Annotated in this window: 26 protein-coding genes and 3 pseudogenes; 16 read left to right on the top strand and 13 right to left on the bottom strand. The window is 41.5% G+C overall.

The window, feature by feature from the left end; all coding sequences use genetic code 11:
• Positions 1-135: 135 nt before the first annotated feature.
• Positions 136-360 carry a hypothetical protein gene (locus OH460_RS23155; protein ID WP_081230246.1) on the bottom strand — a complete coding sequence of 75 codons (225 nt, stop codon included), beginning with the start codon at positions 358-360 and terminating at the stop codon, positions 136-138.
• 393 nt (positions 361-753) lie between these two features.
• Here OH460_RS23155 and OH460_RS23150 point away from each other — a divergent pair, with 393 nt between their 5' ends.
• Complete coding sequence (locus OH460_RS23150) at positions 754-1296, top strand: hypothetical protein (RefSeq protein WP_102423366.1); 543 nt, start codon at positions 754-756, stop codon at positions 1294-1296.
• Between the two features lie 9 nt (positions 1297-1305).
• Positions 1306-1536 (top strand): hypothetical protein, encoded by a 231-nt coding sequence (locus OH460_RS23145; RefSeq protein ID WP_086714999.1) that lies wholly within the window; start codon positions 1306-1308, stop codon positions 1534-1536.
• A gap of 56 nt (positions 1537-1592) precedes the next feature.
• Here OH460_RS23145 and OH460_RS23140 read toward each other — a convergent pair whose 3' ends face one another.
• The 6 genes from OH460_RS23140 to OH460_RS23115 form a co-directional block, all read right to left on the bottom strand.
• A complete protein-coding gene (locus OH460_RS23140; protein WP_269999697.1) occupies positions 1593-2120 on the bottom strand; it encodes a hypothetical protein in 528 nt (175 codons plus the stop codon).
• Position 2121: 1 nt separating this feature from the next.
• Positions 2122-3480 (bottom strand): TraB/VirB10 family protein, encoded by a 1359-nt coding sequence (locus OH460_RS23135; protein ID WP_269999696.1) that lies wholly within the window; start codon positions 3478-3480, stop codon positions 2122-2124.
• A gap of 12 nt (positions 3481-3492) precedes the next feature.
• Complete coding sequence (locus tag OH460_RS23130; RefSeq protein WP_269999694.1) at positions 3493-4680, bottom strand: hypothetical protein; 1188 nt, start codon at positions 4678-4680, stop codon at positions 3493-3495.
• Between the two features lie 8 nt (positions 4681-4688).
• Positions 4689-5357 carry a TraE/TraK family type IV conjugative transfer system protein gene (locus OH460_RS23125; RefSeq protein ID WP_269999692.1) on the bottom strand — a complete coding sequence of 223 codons (669 nt, stop codon included), beginning with the start codon at positions 5355-5357 and terminating at the stop codon, positions 4689-4691.
• A gap of 62 nt (positions 5358-5419) precedes the next feature.
• Entirely contained in the window at positions 5420-5749 is a 330-nt protein-coding gene (locus tag OH460_RS23120) for a type IV conjugative transfer system protein TraL (RefSeq protein WP_081230239.1), read from the bottom strand.
• Positions 5750-5806: 57 nt separating this feature from the next.
• Positions 5807-6139, bottom strand: coding sequence for a hypothetical protein (locus tag OH460_RS23115; RefSeq protein WP_081230238.1), 333 nt, complete (start codon positions 6137-6139; stop codon positions 5807-5809).
• A gap of 407 nt (positions 6140-6546) precedes the next feature.
• Between OH460_RS23115 and OH460_RS23110 the strand changes: the two genes are divergently transcribed.
• Positions 6547-6744: a hypothetical protein gene (locus OH460_RS23110; RefSeq protein ID WP_081230237.1), complete on the top strand. Its 198-nt coding sequence runs from the start codon at positions 6547-6549 to the stop codon at positions 6742-6744.
• A gap of 10 nt (positions 6745-6754) precedes the next feature.
• Here the strand turns inward: OH460_RS23110 and OH460_RS23105 are convergent, their stop codons facing one another.
• Complete coding sequence (locus OH460_RS23105; RefSeq protein WP_081230236.1) at positions 6755-6970, bottom strand: hypothetical protein; 216 nt, start codon at positions 6968-6970, stop codon at positions 6755-6757.
• A 178-nt stretch (positions 6971-7148) separates the two neighbouring features.
• On the opposite strand from OH460_RS23105, the gene OH460_RS23100 reads away from it, so the two are divergent.
• Positions 7149-7862, top strand: a complete 714-nt coding sequence (locus tag OH460_RS23100; protein WP_269999688.1) for a hypothetical protein — start codon at positions 7149-7151, stop codon at positions 7860-7862.
• A 49-nt stretch (positions 7863-7911) separates the two neighbouring features.
• On the opposite strand, the gene OH460_RS23095 is transcribed toward OH460_RS23100, so the two are convergent.
• Together OH460_RS23095 and OH460_RS23090 are read right to left on the bottom strand one after the other, a co-directional pair.
• Positions 7912-8280, bottom strand: coding sequence for a hypothetical protein (locus tag OH460_RS23095; protein WP_269999686.1), 369 nt, complete (start codon positions 8278-8280; stop codon positions 7912-7914).
• Positions 8281-8472: 192 nt separating this feature from the next.
• Positions 8473-8796, bottom strand: a complete 324-nt coding sequence (locus OH460_RS23090) for a hypothetical protein (protein ID WP_081230233.1) — start codon at positions 8794-8796, stop codon at positions 8473-8475.
• 173 nt (positions 8797-8969) lie between these two features.
• Here OH460_RS23090 and OH460_RS23085 point away from each other — a divergent pair, with 173 nt between their 5' ends.
• The 4 genes from OH460_RS23085 to OH460_RS23075 all read left to right on the top strand — a co-directional run bounded on the left by OH460_RS23085 (position 8970) and on the right by OH460_RS23075 (position 10980).
• Positions 8970-9461, top strand: coding sequence for a hypothetical protein (locus tag OH460_RS23085; protein WP_269999684.1), 492 nt, complete (start codon positions 8970-8972; stop codon positions 9459-9461).
• A 60-nt stretch (positions 9462-9521) separates the two neighbouring features.
• Positions 9522-9878 (top strand): hypothetical protein, encoded by a 357-nt coding sequence (locus OH460_RS23080; RefSeq protein ID WP_269999682.1) that lies wholly within the window; start codon positions 9522-9524, stop codon positions 9876-9878.
• A 161-nt stretch (positions 9879-10039) separates the two neighbouring features.
• The gene (locus OH460_RS27465) at positions 10040-10324 is read left to right on the top strand and encodes a hypothetical protein (RefSeq protein ID WP_443088694.1); all 285 of its coding nucleotides are present in this window, start codon (positions 10040-10042) and stop codon (positions 10322-10324) included.
• 179 nt (positions 10325-10503) lie between these two features.
• Positions 10504-10980, top strand: a complete 477-nt coding sequence (locus tag OH460_RS23075) for a hypothetical protein (protein WP_269999680.1) — start codon at positions 10504-10506, stop codon at positions 10978-10980.
• On the opposite strand, the pseudogene OH460_RS23070 reads toward OH460_RS23075, so the two are convergent.
• The 3 pseudogenes from OH460_RS23070 to OH460_RS23060 all read right to left on the bottom strand — a co-directional run.
• Positions 10908-11587: pseudogene (locus OH460_RS23070) on the bottom strand (FUSC family membrane protein); the annotation flags it as partial. The gene OH460_RS23075 and the pseudogene OH460_RS23070 sit on opposite strands and share 73 nt — an antisense overlap.
• Before the next feature lie 95 nt (positions 11588-11682).
• A pseudogene (locus OH460_RS23065) lies at positions 11683-12369 on the bottom strand (LysR substrate-binding domain-containing protein); the annotation flags it as partial.
• Positions 12370-12420: 51 nt separating this feature from the next.
• Positions 12421-13339, bottom strand: a pseudogene (locus tag OH460_RS23060) (IS5 family transposase).
• Positions 13340-13601: 262 nt separating this feature from the next.
• Between OH460_RS23060 and OH460_RS23055 the strand changes: the two are divergent.
• From OH460_RS23055 to OH460_RS23020, 8 genes are all read left to right on the top strand, one after another.
• Positions 13602-14396, top strand: coding sequence for a 2OG-Fe dioxygenase family protein (locus tag OH460_RS23055; protein WP_239834746.1), 795 nt, complete (start codon positions 13602-13604; stop codon positions 14394-14396).
• Between the two features lie 66 nt (positions 14397-14462).
• Positions 14463-14699, top strand: a complete 237-nt coding sequence (locus OH460_RS23050) for an acyl carrier protein (protein WP_269999677.1) — start codon at positions 14463-14465, stop codon at positions 14697-14699.
• Complete coding sequence (locus OH460_RS23045; protein ID WP_269999675.1) at positions 14689-15660, top strand: aminoacyl--tRNA ligase-related protein; 972 nt, start codon at positions 14689-14691, stop codon at positions 15658-15660. Before OH460_RS23050 ends, OH460_RS23045 begins: the two co-directional genes overlap by 11 nt.
• Positions 15629-16648 carry a hypothetical protein gene (locus tag OH460_RS23040; RefSeq protein WP_269999673.1) on the top strand — a complete coding sequence of 340 codons (1020 nt, stop codon included), beginning with the start codon at positions 15629-15631 and terminating at the stop codon, positions 16646-16648. The genes OH460_RS23045 and OH460_RS23040 overlap by 32 nt, the downstream gene beginning before the upstream one ends.
• Entirely contained in the window at positions 16645-17904 is a 1260-nt protein-coding gene (locus OH460_RS23035; protein WP_269999671.1) for an ATP-grasp domain-containing protein, read from the top strand. The genes OH460_RS23040 and OH460_RS23035 overlap by 4 nt, the downstream gene beginning before the upstream one ends.
• Entirely contained in the window at positions 17901-18623 is a 723-nt protein-coding gene (locus OH460_RS23030; RefSeq protein WP_269999669.1) for an SDR family NAD(P)-dependent oxidoreductase, read from the top strand. Before OH460_RS23035 ends, OH460_RS23030 begins: the two co-directional genes overlap by 4 nt.
• A 60-nt stretch (positions 18624-18683) precedes the next feature.
• The gene (locus OH460_RS23025) at positions 18684-18917 is read left to right on the top strand and encodes a hypothetical protein (RefSeq protein WP_239862366.1); all 234 of its coding nucleotides are present in this window, start codon (positions 18684-18686) and stop codon (positions 18915-18917) included.
• Positions 18918-18924: 7 nt separating this feature from the next.
• A partial coding sequence (locus OH460_RS23020) for a hypothetical protein (RefSeq protein ID WP_269999668.1) occupies positions 18925-19875 on the top strand: 951 nt, incomplete at its 3' end.

The following is a 19875-nucleotide window of genomic DNA, read 5'->3' as shown; positions in this document are numbered from 1 at the left end:
GTGCGTTCAACGAGACATCAATGTCTGAAGGAGCATTTGACCGGGAAGGTTCATCCGGTGGGATGAGGTTCGTTGTCATTGTTGGACAATGAGGTTGGTTAGTTGCTGGTGGAAGTACCAGGTGCTAACAGGGGGTTAGACTCTGTGTTTGTGAATAGTAAACGTTAGCCAAAGGGTAATGCCTGCTGAAGCCCAAGAGAGTAGGGTGATCAACAAAACATGGCGCCATGTTTTACAGAATTCGACCACATCATGGAATGCAGAAGGGAACTCTGTGCCACGAACAACAAGAACAGGGTGAATACAGAAATAAACCGTCGCTAAACCAAATAATATGGTGAACAAAGTGCTTAATTTCATGGGTAGTTCCTCACGGGTAGGTGACATCGCAGGTACACAAAAAACACCCAAGGGTGTGTGTGTTGAACCGTTGATTGGGGTTAATTACGGGTAGTAATGCGAGTGGGTAACTCTTGTTGGTGTCAAAGTGCATTGACAGTAAGGGACATGCATAGCATGGGAGAATTGGAAGCTCTCCAGCTTGGAGAAAACGATCACTAATACTAGTGATGATGTTTTCGGGTTGAACCGTATCAATCTAGCGTATGGGGCTGAAATAAATGGCAATTAACGAATCCAAAATACATGTTTCGAGCACTCGTTCAGTGGGTTACGTACTAAGTGGGGGGAGATTGCTAGGCCAGGTATGGGAAACGTCGTATATTGAATTCAACGAATAGCCGGGGAGCAACAATGGAGAATGAGGTAAAGCGGGTAAAGTGGCATAGCCATGGATGTCGTGAGCTGATTGATGTGATGCGTTCATTGTCTCTCAGTGACATCCAATATCTGTGTGAGCAGCCAAGCCCAGTCACCACTGAATTTATTGACGAGTTCGCTCATTCAAAATGTTATGTCTTGTGCGAGGGTTTGATTGTGGCTGGAGAACGTAGCCGGTTCCCGATTCGAGGTGTGATTCTGTCTGAGTATGGCGTTGACCTTCATTACCTCAATGCTTTCGATATTGAAGGGCAAACGATCTATATCGATGCCTATGGCCTATTTACACGTATTGAAGATATCTCAAGGCGCTATCAGATCGACGAAGCAAACATGACGGTTTTTGAGTTCGACTTTTATGGACTACAGTGCCGAAACCCTGACATGCCAGTCGTCGTCCTTCGGGAAACATTAGATGCGCTTAGACATGGTATCGGTTCTCCCGTGGACTACGTTCGCTTTAGAGACAATGCTTGTCGTCACTTGCTATTGAATATTCAAAATGAAATTAACTAGGAGGGAAGTATGTTAGCTCAGTATTTTGATCGTATAGATGAAAGCATCGACGCGTTGCTGGCCACCGACTTAACAGAGACTCAGAAAAAAGCGATCTTGGCGTTGGTGAAAGACTCTAGCGAAGAGGTGTTGGCCTCATACAACAGAGCGGTTCGAGCAGAAACCAAAGTCAATGTGATGAAGACGAAGTATGACACGATCTGTTTGAGTGCGATGGATGCCGCGAGTGGAGTGCATTAAAAAAGGCCACTGTGAAAGTGGCCAAGCTGTGTTGTTTGCTAGTTTTATTGGTTTTGTTACTCCGATTGTTGCGAAGCCAGCCTGTTCATTTCATCGACGGACATTAGCTTAACAACAAGAGAATCTGGTAACTGACCATGCACACTAGCTGCAGGTAGCACCACTTTCCCTTCAGAGTTCAATATCTGGATCATGTTGTTGTTATATTTTTCTATAGCAGCAAAATCATAACCCTGAGATTTAAGAGCCGAAAACGCTTTACCAAATGGGTAAAACACAATGGGGTGTTGGCTCAATGACGTTTCACTTTGTTTGTCGATCACCATCATGGCATAAGCCATTACCCCTGATAGGACCATTAACCACACTATGATGATCTTCGGCAATAGATTTGACGTCTTACTTTCCGTTTGCGTTTGCGTTTGCGTTGGCGTTGCTTCAATCACGGTCGGTTCTTCGTCGCCTTTAGGTTCGTCGGGCATTGTTGGTTTTGATGCCTTCTCAATGAGTTGTTCAAGCTCCTGACTGGAATTCGACGCCTCAGTTGGTTGGTCATTTTTCTTTTCATTATCACCAGTGGCCATATTAGATCTCCTTAAACGTCAGTTTTAAAGGGGCTTGAAGTAGGAAGGTCACTTCTTGCATTGCTGGTACGTCAACGGTTGGCCAGATTTCTTCCAACATTTTTACGTAGTATTCCGAAATGCGGTCCAAAGATGAGGCGCCACCTTGGAGTACTGCCGAGGTGCCTAGTGTCCCTAGATCGGGTGTTTGAAAGCCTGTTCCGTCAGAGTTGATGTCGACACCCGGCACCCTTGATGGGGCAATACCTTGTGCCAGTCCAGAAAAGAAACCCGCCCACATGGAGCCTTTCAATACTTCACCGTTTCGAGCAACTAAAGTGCCTGGAATCCCTGCCTGACCGTCAGAGCCAGTAGCAAAGCCTTGCGCCGCTGCTTCTGCAGTGAGTCCGTCCTCATCGATGCAGACCACTTTTTCTAGTCTCATGTAGGCTCTGCGGTCTGACAATTGACCAATGCCGGATAATAGTGCCTGACAGTCTCTTAGGTCAGCACGATAACCATTTGGCAATAGTGCATCTGTCTTGATTCGCATGACCGCCGGAAGGGGCTCTCTCGCTGAACCAATACTGGTTGGAGCTTGCATGCCTGATAGCAAAGTGCCGGTTACAAGGCTGGTAGTTGGCAATGAAATTGAATACCCTTTTTGCTCAGGTTTTTGCTGATAGTTCTTCAAGGCAGCAGCCAACTCCATTTCTTTCTGATTCAATGCCTCACGTTTTTGCGCCTCTGACATTTCATCTTCATCGACCAGTTGGTTTGCTTCTACTAAGGTTTTTACACGTCCGTCTTGCAACAAAATCGCATCATTCCCTTCATCGACACTTCGAATGCCTGCAAGAGCTGGGGGAGGGGAGCTGCGCAACTGGCTCACTTGTTGGTTCGGCACGCCATTAGCGTCGACAGTGATTTCCGTTGCGTTCCCGTGTCGATCTACAACGACTTGGCGGCCTTGTCGAATTTGGTTCGGATCATAGTTGGTTCTTTCCAATTGGCGTTTGCCTGACTTCCATTCGGCAATCTCAGCATCTTGATCTGCCATTTTTTGACGAAGACCATCGACCTCTTGTTTTAACTGGTCGTACTGGTAATTGTCATTGCGTGCCGACGACTTTTTATCGATGGCCGAAATTTCAACTAAGGCGTCACGAACTCCGTCAACGTCTTCCCTCTCTAGTTGGGTACGTGTGCTCGAAGGCATGAACACTTTTTCGATTTTATTCGCGTCTGCGTTCGGTCGTTCAATTTTGCCCGGATGAATAAATTGCATCGCTACATAGGCGGCAGGAACAATACAGACGCCAATCACCCCATATCGGAAATTTTTGTTGGTTTCCCAAAGTTCTTTAAAGTTAATCTTCATGGTTCACCTCGATTAATCCAGAAGTGATGGACGTTCATTGCGAGAATGCATACGTTGGTAGTACAGTCGGTCGCGCAATACGTATACTTCGGTTTTTTCTGATGGCTTTAAGGTCGCTTTGTTTAAGATACCCGTTGCGATCACGTCATCATCTACCCAGCAATCCTGCTCTCGCAAAACCACATTTCGATTCGTAACGTTTTTAACCAATACAATGTCCACGATTCGTCGAGACGATATTAAACGTTGTTTCGTCTCTGCATATGTTCCAAATCGACAAGGACGTAACGCGTCTCGCGGAATGTTGGTCTGCAAGTCAAAACCTGTAGGTGTTGCTTTTCCTGCCGTTTGCGCAAACAGTTTGTTGATGCCCTCGACGTATGCAGATGACTTAACTTCAGGATCACTGGCAATGGCCAATTCAGATTCCATATCTTGAATGCGCTTTTCTTGCTCAATTTTATCCTGTTTTTTGGATGCCAATACGCGGTTCACTTTTGCTTGTAATGCTTTGTTGTATCGGACATCGACTTGTACCATTGCAGGCATGACATCAAGTGGCCAAATCGTTAAGTTGACTTGGGTTTCAGGCACCCCTTTTTCGAACATAATGATATTAAAAGGGGCATCGTTGTTAGACGTGAAATAGATAAAGCTACCATCCACTTTCATGACGACATTGGGATCTGAACTGCGAATGTTAATTTCTTTGAAAGAGGTGCGAATACTGTTGAGTATGTACTTTGCTGCAGGCAACGTAATATTATCTGAAGGGCGTAGTTTGTACTTCTGAACCGGCTTAAATTTCTTCGCCATTTGGCGCGGCATACGTTCGAATGCAGTCAGAGAAGGTTTTGGTGGTTGGGCCGTTGGTGGTGTTGCGACAATCACGTTCTTGTCTGATTGGGTGACTCTTCCAAATTCATCGACGGATTTTGTGCTGACAATAGGTTGCTTCGCAGCTGGGTCATTGACTGGAGTGAATTGACTTAATGACTCTTGCTTATCGGTCGGTAAAGATTTGACTACTTGGTCAACCATTGCAGCAACAGCCGCTTTATTTTCTGGTTGCGTTGTTTGTCGCTCCACTTTCGAGCCAACAGGTTCAATAGGGATGACGTTTTGGTTTGCCATTGCACCGAATGATAACGTGGCACAAAGCAAGGTCGTATATCTAGCGAGTTGATGTGAATTTTTCATAACGGGACCTACTTGTCTTGCTTGCGTTCGATACGATTGCGTTCTATCTGCGGAGCGCCTTCATATTGGTCAATGGACTGCATCTTTGGACTACCGTGTGCATTGGCAATCTTGAGTTCGTATGTCCAGCGTACTGCGCGGCGTTCATCGCTTTTATTGCCGCGTTTCTTCCGCTCGGTAAGCTTACGCTCGCCGTAAACAATCACTTTGTCGTATTTGTTGTCGTAGAACACATCTAATACGTTGAACTCTTGCACTTGGTCCCTGATGTCTAAAGCTTTCACATGACTGATCACTTGCTCATTCAATGCTTCGTAATCTCGAATGGAGAGCATTGGTTTGAGCGTATCTAAGACAATATCCACATTACGGACATTCACGTTACCAAGCATGCTGGCAATGAATATGCCCCATTGCTTCTTGTAACCTGAGTTGGCTTTGTTGCCTATCATGACAATTTCTTCAGAGAAATTAGGCGGGGTAACAACGGTGACGGGTTTCGCTGTCATTACCTTAAACGCTAGAAACGCGCAGATAATGATGGACAGCCCCGTCATCTTTGTCATTTTGTTACTGTGGTCGATGGCTGCTTGCCAAGAACGTTGGACATTCGAATCTGAATCATGCTCCAGTTCAGACTCATCCTGCCCCTTTTTTTTGCGGTTAAATATATTCATAGCAAACCTCAAACTTTTGCTAAAACAACACATAGAATTTAAAAACGGATCGCTACAAAGAGTTAGCGAAAATAAGTACGGTTAAATGCTTCTGGAAACGATTTACGGGATTTAAAGTTAATGATTCCAGCCCACCACAACATGTGTTTGAGCCGACCTTTGGGATAGTTATCTTTGACCCATGAATAGGCGAGAGCGAGAAGAATGGCGATTCCACCGATAAGTAACAGGTTCTTGCTGATGTGTCCGATAGCGATACCGACAAGCAAAATCCCCGCTGTATCCGACTCCATTCCGATCACCGATTGTTTGTCGTTTACTCGAAGTGGCACATAGGTTTGATTGTTCGGTAGTTGAGGACGAGCATCATTATTGATGTCTAACTTACTCATATGACCCCCTTATGTACTTCTGGGCCTCTTCTATAAGGCCCAGAGACATCTGTTGCTTTATACCGGAAGACCGGCAGTTAGCATGGTAGTGATAATGGTTTGAAGTTGCGCCAGCACCAGCATGATGATGACAGAAACACCAAGACCGATAAGGTTTGGTCGAACCATTGAGAAGATGATGATCCCTGCGAAAGAACAGAACGCGATAATTTGTCCAGGAACACCTTCAGCAAAGCTCACTAGTTCATCAAATAAGCCTTGGAACGCATCACCACCTGAACCGGCAATGGCCGAGACGGTAAAAAACATAAGCGCGAATGTAATTAAGCCGAGGTATGTCGTCTTTGAATCTACTTTTTGTACATCATTGACGTTGATTGTGTTTTGCATAGAAATATCTCCAATAATTCCGGTAAATACCTTTTAAGTAGGCCCTTGAATCATTGCAGGTAACCTAATTTTGAATTCCAAATAGTGAGGCGTTTTTTTAGGTTTATTTGTTTTGTTTCATAAGCGCCTGTTTTTTCTGCTTATTTTTATGTGACAAAAGCTTGATTTATCCCAAATTTCATTGTTGACAATCAATATGCTTTATTGAGTTCCATGCATCGACCAACTGTGACTTTCATATTTCAGGCGGATGACGGGTTCTGAGTACAGAGCTGCAGCCAGAATAGAAAGGGCTTCGATGGCGATGATTCCAACCTCCAGCGATACCAAACGGGGGGAGGTTTCTAGGTACTCTGACGAGGGGACGTTACTATCAATAGACAGCGTTTCTGCCGAGGAGAAGAATCATGAATGAACGATATTTGGCTTTCAAACAATGGTGTCCAACTGGCACCAATTGGGAGTTCATGGCTTTTATTGCTAAACGAAAAGCGGAGTTTACGGGTCAACCGGCTTGCTCGGGGCATATCTCTGACCAGAGTGCATTTTCGGCGTATATCAAAGATTGGGTATCCGCTAATACCACCAGCAGCGCCCACTCTTAGATTCCATTATCTAATGGGTTTCTTCATGTGTATGCGGTTTGTAGATTTCCGCTAATGATTTGGGACCTTTCTTTTTGGTCTTTTTGGTGGTGGCAGGGGAGTGGCTGTCGGTTTGTTGGATGGCTTTTTCGTGTTCTTTGGCAGCATCCGAGAACGCATTGCTTTTCATTGCGTTTTTTCGAAGTTTATTCAAGCGGTCGAGTTTTGCTTCAAATTCAGGCGTCATACTATATCTCGCTAGTTATGCACTAACTTTGTTATACGACGAAAACCATGACAGTTTAGCAATTTACAAGTCGATTTTGTTGAGTTGGGTAATTTCGTCTTTTGCTCTCGCTATTTGTCAATCTGTAAACTCAGTTAGATACAATGATGAGGGTATGGAACAACCGAAGAGGGTAAACATGGATCGTGTTATTCAAGAGCAAATCCAACAATATGCATTCAAACGCTTTCCCATTTTGTCAGGAAAGCCTCTCAAACCTCTTGCCATCGGAGCTGGTGCCGCTTTGCAAGAAACGTTGTGTCAATCGTTCAGTCCGGCAGACGTTTCTTTTTTTCTGGACCGTTTTTTCACCAGCAGAGAGTACAAGCTGGCGCTGATTAATTGCTATCAAGCTTGCTATACCCGGTATAACCTTGATGGTTCGCCCTCATCAACGACAGTGAATGAACATGAGTTATTGGGACTCGCAAGGCATGGTATTTTCAAAAACAAAAAGGGACTCACGGATAAGGCCGCTCAATTGGTCAATGAACAAAAGCGCTACGTCTTTGATCGAAGGAAACAACTGAAGGACAAGGTTCTGAGATTGAAGCAGTCGGGTTTTAGTGACCAATTCCTGTTAGACCGATTGGGTAAGCGCATTCAACCATACCTGAAGGTCAACTCCAAGGCTGGGCAGTTTTATTCGGATAGCATGGTCAGCGAAGCGCGAATGATGAGGGAACGCACAGCTTCAATGACAGTGAAAGAAGTCAAAGTGTTTCAAAAATCACTGTATGACCAAGGTGTTCCCGTCTATTTAATACTGATGGCCACAAACCATTATGAACCAATGCTTTACGAGTTGGTGAGAGATGGCGAACCGGAAAGGAAGTTCCCACAAGTCGCCTAACTGAAAAAGAGCACACAATGGTGCTCTTTTTTACATGGGAACAACCAAACTAATGCATGGTGGGCGTTGCTTCTGCACGCATGTTCAGTAATCGGAGAACCAATTTGTCGACCGCTCTTTTTTTCGTAAAACTGAGTTTTTCATACGGTTCAGTGTCGAACAAATCGCACATTAAACCGGATTGTCCGTTTTGGTTTACATCGTGTGTTTCGGTGACAAAACCAGAACCATCTTCATTGCGTTGAATTGGCCAGAAGGTGCATGTTTCGTCTACACGGTTATTGATCAAAAACACCATATATTCTTGACGTGTAGGCGACATCGAAGGTCGGATGTCGGGGTTGGTACTCATCCAAGCTTCTAGAACGAACGTGTATTTGAGCACGTTGAGTTTGCCCATCAGTACGCGCAGCGCCATGGTCATCTTTTCTTTGCTGTCTTGGTCTGAGATTGGAAACGAATAAATGCGAACTTTGCCATCAGCACATTCCAATACGATTGATGGATCAGCAGTACTTCTTGCCTTGAGTAGATCGTTAGCGACGATTTTTTAATTATTAATGTCCATATTTGCCTCTCTTTGCCTCTTCAGGAGTCCGTCTGATTTGTATCAGTCGTAAGTAATTTCGTAGTCAATGCCGTCTTGCCATGGCGTTTCAGTAATGATGTAACCGACTCGGTTAACCCAATGGCAACCATTCACAATTACCCACTTACTGTCGACAGGCTCACCCAGCTCATCTTCTTCTTCGTCGATATCAATCTCGATGATCGTCCAGACTCGACTGGCGTCGGTTGTTTTGATGGTTTCTAGGTCGTTGCCATAGGTTTCGAATGAGATGCATTTGTCATCAAGGAAGATGGCGCTACCCCCATTCTCGTTGATGATTGGTTTAAAGGATTCCACCCATTGTTCAAAAGTAAGGTTGTTCATGCTGCATCTCCTTGATTGGCGTTAGGGATACTTTATTCGATGAATGGAAGGGCTCCCCCCATATTGGAGTACAGAGTCGATATCGTTTGACTTGCCAGAGTGAGTGGGGGGAAGAGAGAGAGGTTGAACCTATGCTTTGGTTGTCATTACACACAAACGAATGGAGAAATCACATGGCAATGTTTTGGGGCAACGTCTGGTATCAAGTCATTCATGATGAGCTCGCATATTGCGGCATTCTAATGCTATCGAAGTACCCAAGTGCTCATGGAGGCTACGACAGTCAAGGCAACGAGATTGTAGAAGTGATCATGCCTTCGTTGCCTGAAAATGCAGGCTTTTCCTTCATTGAGCATAAAGACCAACGATCAGCGATGCTGGCCTGCAAAAGTCATATCTTAGATAAATCCAGATCGGATCTGCTTGCTCACCTATGGGTGGTCAATGACACTCAATGTGATCTTGATGAGTTTAAGGTTCAGCTGAAATCTGACCCTGACCATGTTCAGTATTGGAAATCGAAAATTGCCACCAGCAAGGAAACCATTGAAGACTTTCAACTTAAAGCCAAGAACTTGAAGCAAATTCGTAAAAGTAAAATCAAGGAATTTCTCGAAAGCGAAATTGTGGACATCGCGACAAAGCACGCTCACGAACTGGCATAACCTAACTGGAACGGGGCGTGGGCAGCACCCAGTCCCTAACGTTTTAAATTGGAGATAGACATGAAACAACCGTACTTAGTCGTTACTCACGCAGAAGGTTTCGAACCAGAATCATACCTTGTTTATGCCACGGACGAAGACATGGCATGGAATAGGCTCCTTCATTGGCTTGAAACCAACCAGTTGCTTGATGGAGCGACAGAGCAATACCTAGACCATTGCAAACTATTGGATGACATGCACAGAACAGCAGTTGAAGCTCCGAATGAGGTATGTCAGTTCGATGCTACGTATGAAGCGCTGGATTTCGAGTTCTTAAAAGCATTCGCTCGTGATTCCCTGCCTGAAACGGAAGCCGCTGTTTTGTCGTCATTGATGGAAAAACTCAAAGCTGCTCATGAAGCTCGTTATTGCTAATTGACACCTTGTTCGATTCTTTCTCTTAAGACCTTGGAGATCATGACATGAAAGTTGATGTGTATCTGAACTTACATCGCTCCACCGACACAACGCGTGTGTATTCTATTCGGTCACGAGAGAAAGAGTCTTATGGAAAGGCGATTGGCTAATCTTCCTCAGTGTCATTGATTGACTGTGAATTTGTCGTAAGCGAGAAGGGGAAAGCAAGGGTTAAACGAGAGCAATCAAAATTGGTGCATGCCTTTATCCGAGGTACGCTAATTGATTTTGAGCCTTTTGAAACAAACGCTGCGTCGTATGTAGGCTATTGTCCCTATCAATCACAAGCTCCCCACTTTTATTGCATTGAAACGGCGAAATTCAGCTCATCTGAAAACAACACGCCGATCTATCGTGCTCTACGTGTTAACTGTTTGCCAAACTATGTGTTAGCCATTCAGTAACTACTGATGTTTGCTGGTGGCTTACATTCAAGGACTTAGGCAGTCGCATCGAAAGCACAGGCATATGTCATTGGACTCCCCCCATTTTAATTCACCTCCCCCCGTCTTTTTTTGTCCATTCAGAGCGGCAGGTATAGACTCATTCCAAGCAACTAAGTGAATAACACAAGGGATTGAACATGGAACAAGTAATTGCAGCACCTCTAACGAATCAGACCGATAAAGCAGCGATATCAACAGTACCTAGTCAACAAGAACGTAATGAAAATCTAATCGCTCAGTTAGCCATGGTTATTACCCTTAAAGGTCATGACTTCGATGGTATCCTTAATTTTGGTGCAGTAGAGGTCGTACCGACAAATGGGAAGCCCTTTCTATTAGATATAATCACGACTCAAGGCTACAACGAGTTTAGTGAAGGTCAGCCGGTATTAAAGACTTACAGCATCTTTGAATCATTGACGGAAACCATATTGATGTTTTCAGACGACTATGACTACGACTTCGAACAACCACTCGCTGAGATTTTGCCTCATGCGTTGCTGAGAACGAATCTAAATGGATGTGACGCTGAACCGGACGATGAGTTGGCATCTTCATGTTTAGAGCGAAAAGATTCTGATTGCAGCGCTTGTTGGAACAGTTCAATCAACTGATATTTGATGCGTCGGTTCGGAGCATCGTTTTCGCTTCCAAGCAAGAAAGCTTGGCGATATTGAATATAGTCCGCTAGCGTCTCGTAAATCGCAGAAAGACAAACACGCAGCGCGTAATGTTTCCATAAAGCAAACCAAAGCCAACTGAACAGCGCAAAAGTGAGTGGTCCCAACACCAACATAGGATAGAGACCAAGTACCGCGCTGGAATTATGTAGCGACAAGCTCACGACCGCGATCAGTAAGCTCGACATGCCAAGACGTCCCCAAAACGGACCATTCACTGCTGTACTCGCCAATACTGCTCACATCGCGCCGTAAGTCAGCCACAGTGGTAAGCCCATATTCAGGAGGGCATAACTGATGACAAGCGTAATGCTCCACGTGAAAGCGGTAATTGCAAAGCGTGTCCAACGCCTAGGACCGGCAGTGTCTAAACCACTGATCAATGCTGCAGGCATGGTCATTAAAGCCGTCATGGCGAGATTGATTTGGTTGAATAGCACACCCAACCCCATGAACAGAACAATCGCGCTGGTGGCACGCAGACCAAGGTTGACAGAAGGGGAGTACCAGATTTACGCAGAAAGGCAGGAGATAACGTCATAAACCCTCATTACAGTTGGCAACACCTTCAGTGTAACGCGAATATCTTTTGATGTACTGGCTTCAACCACAGATTGAAAAATTGAAGCGGAGTTGTTATTTAACCGACGCACCTCCAAGCTGAGTAAATAGCCAATCATTGAACAGCGAGACTTTTCGCGCCGCTAGACGGTAGTTCGGCACAAATACGTAATAGCCATAATGGCTATGCATACTCAATTGTTGGATGTGGTGGACCTCACCCCTCGACATCGCCTGTTGCACCATAAAATCAGGCAGGAGGGCAAGCCCTTTGCCAAGCTTTACCGCTTCATAAGAAAGATAGAAATGCTCATGACCGACAGGGTGATAATGAATCGCGCTTTGCAGAGATTGTTCTAGTTTGAACTGCTCCCACAACTGCGGGCGCGTTGTTTGAGGAATAAAAGCGAAATTCGCAATGGACTGTTTGTCGTTACACGTTGAAGAACTTGATGAGCCCGTTAGCAGCAGCGTTTCTTGACGCAACAATCGACCATGTTCATAGTGACTAGAAAGAGGAAGGCAGCGGATGGTGATGTCGCTGTCTACATCTAACTGATTTATTGGACCATCACTGGTGCGAACTTTAACGTGGATATCAGGGTGGACTTGATGGAATGCATCAATGTTTGGCACCAACCACAAACTGGCGAAAGAAGGCGTGACATCGACCACCAATAACTCTTGTTCTGTATCGGTTTGAATCAGGCTTACCGTCGCATGTTGGATGATTTCCAACGCTTCGGTCACCTTGGGTAAGGCTTTGTTGCTTAATTCAGAGAGAAGGCATGCCTGCCCCATCGTGCTTAATTCTTAATCGATATACTGTGTTTCAGGCATACCAAGCCCTGTAAGCGTATTCAGGGCTATGATCATAGCGTAAGTCTCGCCAACTTGAGCGTTGTAGTTCTTCAGGCTTAATTTCCCACCTAGCAACTGTTTTACTCGGTACATTGCGGTCTCTGACAGAGAGCGCTTATGATAGCCATACCGCTTTTTCCACTTCTTGTTAGAGCCGTAGACCTTCTGGCAACCTACCGCTAAATTACAAGGATGCCCTTGTTCCCAGAAGGCTACCCTTCTCTTGGCGGGATGAGCGGAACAGCTCGCTTGAACCGTATGGCATCATGGCAATTCCTCGTGTCATAAGCGCCATCGCCTGATATCTCAATGATTTTCCGACGTATCAGCTTGAGTAAGTTGGGGAGCACTTCGGCATCGGTTACGTTAGATAAGCTCAGCTCTGCTGCGACTATTTTGTGGGTGCTTGTATCTACTGCGATGAGCAGCTTACGCCAGACTCTGCGCTTGCCATCAGTTCCATGCTTCTTGACCTTCCATTCACCTTCACCATAAACCTTGAGACCAGTGGCATCAATGGCTAGGTGTTGTATCGCACCTCTGGTTTTAGTTTTAAATGAAACCTCAACATCCTTAGCTCGGCGGCTTATACAGGTGTAATGGGGGCAAACCAGCGGGATGTTAACCAGCTTAAATATGGAGTCTAGAAAACCTTGCAGCGCTCTCAATGGCATAGAGAAACGTGTTTCACCATCAGAGCGGTAGTAATGGCTAAGTCGCTGAATCGGCGAAGTCTACCACGCTTGCCTTGTTTGTTTTGCTTCCACTCGGCTATAGCTTCCTCATCATTCCAAAAGGTCAGAGAACCACGGTTGATTAAGGCTTTGTTGTACTGCTTCCAGTTAGTTGTTTTGTAACGAGGTTTAGGCATGAGGGTACTACGATGGATGGGTGTAGCCGATCAGATCGTAGCTTGTAGATTTAGTTCCACCGATTTAAGCAACAAGGCCTCGTAAGGCGTTTAAATTTTTCGTTTAGATGGCTGAAAAGCGAAGCTAGGCACTTTCCGGATGGGTTCTCAGGAAAAGTTAAAATTTATAGTGATATATACGCAACTTATGTAACTAGTTTGTTTACAACTTGTATCATATTGTGATTTAATGTCGTCGTTTTTACACAAAGAGGCATAAGTTTTGATCGATTCAATTATAGAACTTGAATCAAAGAGTAAAAAATCTTGGGATAAGGGTTACAAGAGGTTTGTTAATTACTTAAATAAAGACGATCCGGTTGTAAATAGACAACTGGAAAATCTTAAAGAGAGTTTTACTATTTTACCTAAGGACCCATATGACTCATCTGGAACAAGGTACCGGCAATATAGTCGAGCAGTATATCTTCCATGGAAGGGATCTATAGACTGGGTGTCGGATGATAGTATCTCAGATGGACTGAAAAAAATCCCTTATTATCAAGGTGAATTTAATCCTGAACACTCTTTAAAATGGCGTTATTTTGACCCTATATCTAAGGTTATCCTTGATAACCCAGTATTCAAAAAAATAATAGAAATAGCTGTAAAAGAAGCGGTATGGGAAGAAATAGATTTCTACAGACCAATATCAATTGGAGCGCACGTTATTTCACAAAAGGTAGATCTGTTGTCTAATGAAGCTTACCAGTCTCCATGCTGTATGCACCAAGATGGTGAAATGTACGACTATGTTTTTCTAATCGATAGAAAAAATATTGAAGGAGGTATGAGCTATATCGCAAATACTGCTTCAGTAAATATACTCCCAGAAAATGTTCATAACGACAATGTCATAGATAGATTCACATTAAATGAACCATTAGAAGGCTTCGGAGTGAAGGATATTGATGTTAGCCATGGAGTAGAAAGAATAAGATTAAAGAAAGGCGCTAATTCAGGGTATAGAAATACAATCCTGGTTGATTTGACACCTATGTACGAAAATCTAAGGTGAGCAATAAACTTTACGATTCTAAATGTAATAACCTAGAAAATTTTACTTAAAAAGGAATTATATAAAATGATAAACATGCTAAAAGAAATTGTTGTAGATATCGCCGAACTAGACTCCGTAAATGAAGTGTCTGATTCAAGTTTATTATTTGATGACTTGGGACTTGATAGCATATTAACTATGGATCTGATTGTTTCTATAGAGCAAAAAACAGGAGTATCTATTCGAGAAGAAGACATTATAGAAGTCGAGACTTTTTCAGAATTACATAATCTAGTAAGAAAAGAAAAAAATGGAAATTAACAACCAAGATAACCTGTTTCAATCCTTGATTAAGGATAGAGAAGTATCAGTGATGTCTAAAGGCTTCTACACATATAGTGGCGATTTCTTACTAGTTATGTATGGGGTGAGAAGACTATTGGATGAATGTATTGAGTGGTCGCATAATGTTCGGTTGGAAGAGTATCCTCAAGTTTTAACAGTTGATGCGCTAGATAAAGTAAACTACTTTAGAAAATTCCCTGGCTTTAACTATGTCGCTAGAAAATTCAAAAAAGATGCATTTTCAAACACGACGAAAGAAAATGATCCTATAGGAAATAAATTTATTGATCACGATACCAATTGTTATGATGGCGAATCTTATGTTTTAAACCCTTCTGCGTGTTATCACACATTTCTTAATCATCAAAACGAAAGTTTTGATAAAGGATTAAATATATTCCTATGTGAAAGCTCATGCTTTAGGAATGAAGCGGAAAGTATAAGGAACCCTTTCAGGCTCCACAATTTTAAAATGCGTGAAATTGTGGTAATTGGAGGAAAGGATGATGTTTATAATGCGACACAAAATATATTCTGTAATTTAAAAAATAAGCTCCTTTCTTGTGGTGTCGAGTTTTCAGAAAAAGTAGCGTCAGATATTTTTTTTGGTGCGAACTCAGAGCGTCTTAAAGAAATCCAAGTTCTGAAGGCTGCTAAAAAGGAACTGATTTTCCCTACATCCTCAAACTCTAATATGTCCTGCTTTTCTAGGAATATCCATGAAAAATCATTAACAAAAGCCTTTAATATTAGAGGGGAGGATGGAGGGTACTTATATAGCGCGTGTTTGGCTGTTGGTGTTGAGAGAATGTCATATGCATTACTTTACCAACTAGGTCGAAACATTGAAAAGTGGCCTTCATCATCATTGAAATCAAACATCTTGCTAAGCAGAGAAAAATACAGTGCCAAAAAAGTCCCTCAATGCGAAATATAGTTTTAATATTGAAGAAATAGGTAGAGTAGCAATTAATTGCTATACCGGTTCATATATTAATATGTTGGAATCTAGTGGAATTATAGAAAGAGAATCTACATTATGGTTAGCTGGTAACGGGTTCTTTCTGACATCTGGAGAAGACGAATATGGTATTCCGGAGCTAAGATTTAATCTATTCTCTGTCATTGATAATTATCTAAATCGAGTCGGGTTAAATATAAAGAAAGTATATCATACGGACATTGATGATTTTTTTGATAATAGTAAATATGCTAAAGGTAGAGTTATTTGGCTAAACTCTGAATACTTAGAGTATGCTGATATCTACAGGTTGAATAGGGGTTACCTACATAGTGTATATGTTGAGCGAGAGAGTAAGGCACTAAAGACGCTGGATATCATTGACTCTTTGGTTGTTGGAACACCAAATATGGCATGCAAAACAAAAATAGATCGAGATCAATTAACGAAGGCGATGGAGAACAGGATAGGAGATGAGTTTAGTCTGTATTACGGATACCACGAAGAAATAGAATGCACTGAAACCTATAAGCCATTGACAAATGAGGAGCTATTGAATGCGCTAAGGGATCAAGCGATGGAGTCTCATGTTTCGGTGGAAAATATAGTGTTATGGAAAAGTAACTTATTTAATGTAATTGAAAGAGAAAACACAACAGGTCGAAGTGAAGTACTAAGGAAAATTGTAGACAATATAAACACTTTGTATGTGATTCCAAATAGAATGCTACTGATAGATATTATTGATAGACTTAAAGTAAATATATCTGGAGAAGGAATGATAAGATCTTATCATGAAGAACTTATTAAATCATGGAGGATGCTTTCGAGCACAGCGCTTAGGTTTTCAATGCACTATGACGAGTCAGCTATAGACAGATTAAATCATAGATTTAATGAAGTGTGCGAGTCTGAGATCAAGTTTTGGGACCGATTGAGAACATGTACAGAGAGGTATTCATGAATAATAATGTTCTAATCATAAATTATAACATTGGATATGATACTTTTATTCACAAGCTAAGAGAGCTTGGGTATGGGGTTGTTATATTAAACAATAGCAGTAACCAATGTGATAGTTTTAAAGTGAAAAATATCGCTCGGTATTATGAAACCAACTTACAAGACTTTGGAGAGGTTTCAAAATACTGTAGAGTTCTTCATGAACAATATGAGTTTAAGGCGATTCTATCACATAGTGAATTCCATCAGCATATGGTTGATATGCTTGCCAAAGAACTGGACCTTGTACATAACCAACCAGATTTAGTAAAAGAAACAACGAATAAGATCCTTATGAAAGAAAGAGCCAAATCATATGGAATTCCTACTGCTGAGTTTTGTTTACTGGATACTACTAAGAATATTGATGATGAGTTGGAAAGAGTATTAAATAAAATCTCTTTTCCATGGATTATTAAGCCCCCCATTGGTTGCTATAGTGTTGGAGTTCACAAAGTTAGTAGTATTGAACAAGTAAAGAAACTGGTACCTCAGGTAAAAAGGCTATCTACGTTCATTAAATCTACGTATAGCGATAATCAAAGTATGAATAATGTACTGATAGAAGAGTACATACATGGGGAGGAATTTAACTTTGATGGGCTTGTGATAGATGGTACCTGGCATACACTAATGTTATCAAAAAAAATCCCCGATCTATTTGGACCTACTTTTCAAGAAGAAGGCCTTCTTAGCATTATAAATAGCCATGGCGTTGAAGAGTTTGAAACTTTAGCTAAAAAAATAATTTCGGCATTTCCTTATAAAAACGCTCCAATACATATGGAAATCAGAAGGGATAGGGAAACCAACGAACTTAAGGTTGTTGAATTTTCGCCAAGACTTAGTGGTGGTGGTCAAACTATTTATGAGATGCTGAAGATTTCCGCTGAATATGACGTGTATGACGTCTTCATGAAGATGAGGACTAATGCATTAAAAGAAGTTGAGATCCCAAAGTTAAAATGGCATTCGTTTGAGATTGACTTCAAAATTGATGGTTCCGGTATCATTAAATCATTTAAAGGTTTAAACGAGATTAAGAAAAACGTTCTATTTAGAACTGTAGACATAACAAAAAAAATAGGGGATATAATAGCCCCACAGTCAGTAAATATAGACACAGTAGCTGTGTTTTATTTTTCAGTATCGTGTGCTAAAGAAGCGGTAGAGTTATTAGATTTTGTGAATGATACATTTAAGGTGGAGTTAGTGTGAAAAATATAATTGTTACTGGCGGATCTGGATCTATTGGCAGTGCTATTGTGAAATCTCTAATCCGTAGTGGGCATAATGTTGGGTATACGTACCTTAATAACGAAGGTGAAAAGGAAGAAATATGGAAGCTTGCGGATCATAATAATGTTAAAGTTTGCATGTATAAACTCGATATTAAGAATGAAACAGAAGTTTCAAAATTCGTTGAAGAATACACTGAGCAATTTGGTGATATCGATGTGTTAATTAACAATGCAGGAGTAAGCACGAGTAGCCTAATTTTTTCTCTAGATAGCGACTCTCTTGATTACGTGATAGATACAAATGTTAAGGGGACCATTCTCTTAACAAAGTATGTTTCGAAAAAAATGATGCGTAGAAAAGCTGGATTGATAATTAACACCTCATCTATGGCCGGAGTGCGTGGGGGAAGTGGTGTATCGGCTTACGCAGCATCTAAGGGGGCTATTAATTCGTTTACTAAATCTATGGCAATAGAACTGAGTAAATGGAACATAAGGTGTATAGCAATAGCACCTGGATATGTAAACAGTGATATGATATCTGATTTGAAAGATGTACATAAGGAAGAGCTGAAGGATCGTATACTGATGGGACGTTTTGGAGAACCATATGAAGTGGCGGAAATGGTTGAGTTCTTTATAGAGAAAGGACAATTTTCAAATGGTTCGATATATGAGATTGATGGCGGGATGTGATTTATAATCACAGAGTGTCCTGTTTTGTTGTTTTATCTTTAGATTAAAAAGGAGGTTGAAATGGAAACCAATGAGATAATTAATAAAGTTGTTAGTATACTTAATTCTTTTAATCGAACTAAAGTAGAGGAGCTTTTTGAAATTAAAAAAGTTATCCGAGATTCTTTAGAATTCATGACTTTTATTGTTCGTGTAGAAGAGGAATTTGGGATATTCATAGACGAATCTCACTTTGATCATATATTAGAACGGGATTATCTTTTAAATACGATACATAACTATTTAAGTGAATAGATTGGGTTTGTTAGAACATAATGTTATAAATCCAAGTGATGGTGTGTTCGATGAAGTCAGCAATTGTGCATATTTAAATACGGCAATTGCTTGTAGATTTTATGATATTGAACCTGAGTTCATTCTAGGATCTGTACAAGGATTAAATACATATAATATTGAAGGGATTTATGAGAAATATTTATCTGGGATATTAAATGGCTTGGTCGATCCAAGAAAGATAAAAAAAACTGAATTTAAAACTGATGCGTTTTCATCTTCTAAAGAAATATATAAATTTATCAGCACTTTTGGTGGTAGTGAGTTGATAAGTTTCTCTATTCCGTTAAACAATGTTTTCTATAGGGATGATTTTCTAAATCGCAACCCGAATAGTTATGATTATAGACATAATTCACTAATGATGTTGGGGAGTGGTAAGAATATTGAGATTTTGGATGGTACACCAACAGTGACATATCCAAAAGGCGTATCGATTACACTATCCAACTTCAAAGAATCTATTGTTAGCAGTGGTATTTATTCTATTTACATGCTGAATATAGGGGAGGCTCTTTCATCCTTAAAAGATATTAGTAATTGTGTTCTTATCAATCAGTGCCGGCAGATTTTGCTATCCGAATTCAATGAATACCTTGGCGGCCAGCACAGGACAATGGATTATGTCAGCTCGGTATTGTCTGGATCTAGTATGAAATTAAAATCGGAAATGTTTAGCGCTGAAGCTAACATATTCGATTTTATTAAAATGCAAAGATATTATTTCTATATTTTTCTTTCTCGATATTTTGTTACCAAAGAACAACAGTTAGAGATAATGCATATATGTCGAAGGCTGAACCAAGAGTATATATTGGCAAAGATGTTAAGTACTAGAATGTATCTATCTACTAGCGTTGACTACTACATTAAGATGGAACGTAAAGTGGAAAATGTCATTTCTAAAATAAATAATATG

The sequence above is a fragment of the Vibrio sp. Makdt genome (assembly GCF_027587015.1).
In the GTDB taxonomy this organism is placed as follows: domain Bacteria; phylum Pseudomonadota; class Gammaproteobacteria; order Enterobacterales; family Vibrionaceae; genus Vibrio; species Vibrio chagasii_B.
Note: the sequence above shows the minus strand (reverse complement) of the source record. Positions and strands in the feature narration are given on the sequence as shown.